Genomic DNA, 2,857 nt, shown 5'->3' on the forward strand with positions numbered 1-2,857 from the left:
GCGGTGTCGACCATGCGGTTGGAGAAGCCCCATTCATTGTCGTACCAGCTGACGACGCGCACCAGCTTGCCGTCGATCACCGCCGTCTCCAGGCTGTCGACCGTCGACGACGCTGGCGTGTGGACAATGTCGATCGACACCAAAGGCTCGTCGGAGAACTCCAGCACGCCCTTCATCGCCCCCTCGGCGGCGTCCTTGAGCAGCTGGTTGACCTCCTCACGGGTGGTATCGCGCTTGGGGGTGAAGGTCAGGTCGACCAGGCTGCCGTCGGGCACCGGCACCCGGATCGCCGAGCCGTCGAGCTTGCCCTTGAGCTCGGGCAGCACTTCGCCGACGGCGCGGGCAGCGCCGGTGGTGGTCGGGATCATGCTCATCGCCGCGGCGCGGGCACGCCGCAGGTCGGGATGGATCTGGTCGAGGATCTTTTGATCGTTGGTGTAGGCGTGGATGGTCGTCATCAGCCCGCGCTCGATGCCGATCGAGTCGTTCAGCACCTTGGCGACCGGGGCCAGGCAGTTGGTTGTGCACGACGCATTGGAGACGATGGTGTGGCCCGCTTCCAGCTTGTCGTGGTTGACGCCGTAGACGACGGTCAGGTCGACGCCCTTGCCGGGGGCCGAGATCAGCACCTTCGTCGCGCCGGCGTCGATGTGCTTTTGGCAGGAAACGTTGTCGGTGAAGAAGCCGGTGCATTCCAGCACCAGTTCGACGCCCAGCTCGGCATGAGGCAGGTTGGCGGGGTCACGCTCGGCGGTGACGCGGATACGCTTGCCGTCGATCACCAGGTCGTTGCCCTCGGCGCTGACCTCGCCCGGCCAGCGGCCATGGATGCTGTCGCGGCTGAACAGCCAGGCGTTGGACTTGGCATCGGCCAGGTCGTTGATCGCGACCAGCTCCAGCCCGCTGTCGGCGCGCTCTAGGATCGCCCGCGCGACCAGCCGACCAATGCGCCCAAAGCCGTTGATCGCTACCTTGGTCATCCGTCATCCTCTCGCGTCGCGGGCAGCCCCGCCCCATCGGCGTCGCCTTTGCGGGGGGCGGGAGCGCCGTGTCAACCATCAGGCTCAACCGCCGGCTCGCCGGATCGGCCAAATCCGCTTGCCGCTGCGGGCTGTCCTGCTATCGCGCCGCGCATGGCACAGGAAGCTCCCCACGCGCCGGATGCCGTTGCTCGGATAGAGGCGGCGATCGCGCGGATCGAGGCGGCGGTGGCGGCCAACGCAGCCGACGCGGCGGCCTTGTCGCGCCGTCACGCCGCGCTGAAGGCGCGGATGGTCGAGGCGGTAGCGGCATTGGACGACGTGATCGTGCGGAGCCCCGCCGGCTGATGGCGGAGGTGATGCTCTCGATCGGCGGGCGCGGCCACCCCGTCGGCTGCCGCGACGGCGAGGAGGCGCGGCTGCGCGAGCTGGGCGCGATATTGGACGAGCGTTGGGCGATGGCCCAGCGCGCCGCGGGCAACGGCGGCGGCGAGCGGGCGATGCTGTTCGTCGCGCTGATGCTCGCCGACGACCTGGACGAGGCGAGGAACCGCCCGCCGGCGGGTGCGTCGGTCGGCGACAGCGCCCTTCGCCAGATCGCCGAGCGGCTGGAGAAGATGGCCGACGCGCTCGAGCAATCCTCGCTTGAGCAATCGAGCCCGAACGCCTAGGTAGAACTCGGCGGGTACTGCCCGGTACGAGCCTTTATTATCCCTGAGGCTATTCATCATCCAAAGGGGGCTGTCCCTGCCCGGACCCTGGTCCGACGTACATGGTCCCCACCTGACGTACCGTGCGTCAGTGGATAACCCGGCAAACGGCCACGGCGGTCCCGCCACCGCACAGCGCGCTTGGGCGCAGCAGAGCTGCACCCAAGACGCGCCAGCGCGGCCGGCGGGTGGCCTAGCCATCCCGTCCGACGTCACGACGCGGCTTTGCCGCGGCGCGCTCTTCCGATGACCGACAAGCCCACCCTGCGCCGCCAGATGCGTTCCACCCGCGACAGTTTCGCGCCGCCCAGCCCAGTGCTGGTCGACCCCGCTTATCGCGCGCGACTGGCGGCGGGTGTCGTCGTCGCCGCCTACCACCCGATCGGCAGCGAGGCGGACCCTGCGCCGCTGGTGGCCGCCGCGGTCGAGGCCGGATGCCGCATCACGCTGCCGCATGTCGTCGACCGCGCGACGCCGGTGCGGTTCCTGGCAGTCGACGATCGCGGCACGCTGGAGGCGGGACCGTTCGGCCTGTACCAGCCCGCCACCGCCGCCCCCGAACTGGAGCCCGCCATCATCCTCACCCCCCTTCTCGCCTTCGATCGTCGCGGCAATCGGCTGGGCCAGGGAGCCGGCCATTACGACCGCGCCTTTGCTGCGCATCCGGCGGCGTGGCGCGTCGGGATCGCCTGGTCAGTACAGGAGGTCGCGGCGCTGGACGCCGATCCATGGGACGTGCCGCTCCATGCGGTCGCTACCGAGCGCGAGTGGATCGCGGTCGCATGACGCCAAGCTGGCGCAAGCCCGCGGGGGTGCTGGCGATCCTGGCGCTGATCGCGGTGTGGAGCGTGGTCGTGGCGAGCGTGGCGGGCTGGGTAAGCGGCTGGGCGTGGCCGCTTCAGCTAGTGTTCTACCTGTTTACGGGACTGGTGTGGATCGCGCCGCTGAAGCCGTTGCTGCTTTGGATGGAGACGGGACGCTGGCGGTAGGATGCGCCGCGGCGAAGCCGCGTCGTCGATCCCGGCTGGGCCGGGTCGGCCGCGCTTGTTTGCGTCGCGATCAGCTTCGCTGATCGCGTCCAAACTGCGCGATGGCGCGAGTGACGGGGCTCGAACCCGCGACCTCCGGCGTGACAGGCCGGCGCTCTAACCAACTGAGCTACACCCG

General features: G+C 69.5%; 5 protein-coding genes. 4 read left to right on the plus strand and 1 reads right to left on the minus strand.

The window, feature by feature from the left end; genetic code table 11:
- Positions 1–980, minus strand: a 980-nt coding sequence (gene gap / locus HUU96_RS14150) for a type I glyceraldehyde-3-phosphate dehydrogenase (protein WP_174293385.1), incomplete at its 3' end; no start/stop codon positions are given.
- Positions 981–1,133: 153 nt separating this feature from the next.
- On the opposite strand from gap, the gene HUU96_RS14155 reads away from it, so the two are divergent.
- From HUU96_RS14155 to HUU96_RS14170, 4 genes are all read left to right on the plus strand, one after another.
- Complete coding sequence (locus HUU96_RS14155) at positions 1,134–1,328, plus strand: hypothetical protein (protein ID WP_174293386.1); 195 nt, start codon at positions 1,134–1,136, stop codon at positions 1,326–1,328.
- Positions 1,328–1,651 carry a cell division protein ZapA gene (locus tag HUU96_RS14160; RefSeq protein ID WP_174293387.1) on the plus strand — a complete coding sequence of 108 codons (324 nt, stop codon included), beginning with the start codon at positions 1,328–1,330 and terminating at the stop codon, positions 1,649–1,651. The genes HUU96_RS14155 and HUU96_RS14160 overlap by 1 nt, the downstream gene beginning before the upstream one ends.
- A 285-nt stretch (positions 1,652–1,936) precedes the next feature.
- Positions 1,937–2,476, plus strand: a complete 540-nt coding sequence (locus tag HUU96_RS14165; protein ID WP_174293388.1) for a 5-formyltetrahydrofolate cyclo-ligase — start codon at positions 1,937–1,939, stop codon at positions 2,474–2,476.
- Positions 2,473–2,679 (plus strand): DUF2842 domain-containing protein, encoded by a 207-nt coding sequence (locus HUU96_RS14170; RefSeq protein ID WP_174293389.1) that lies wholly within the window; start codon positions 2,473–2,475, stop codon positions 2,677–2,679. The genes HUU96_RS14165 and HUU96_RS14170 overlap by 4 nt, the downstream gene beginning before the upstream one ends.
- The last annotated feature ends 178 nt before the right edge of the window (positions 2,680–2,857 follow it).

It is taken from the genome of Sphingomonas bacterium, from assembly GCF_903644135.1.
Lineage (GTDB): Bacteria > Pseudomonadota > Alphaproteobacteria > Sphingomonadales > Sphingomonadaceae > Sphingomonas.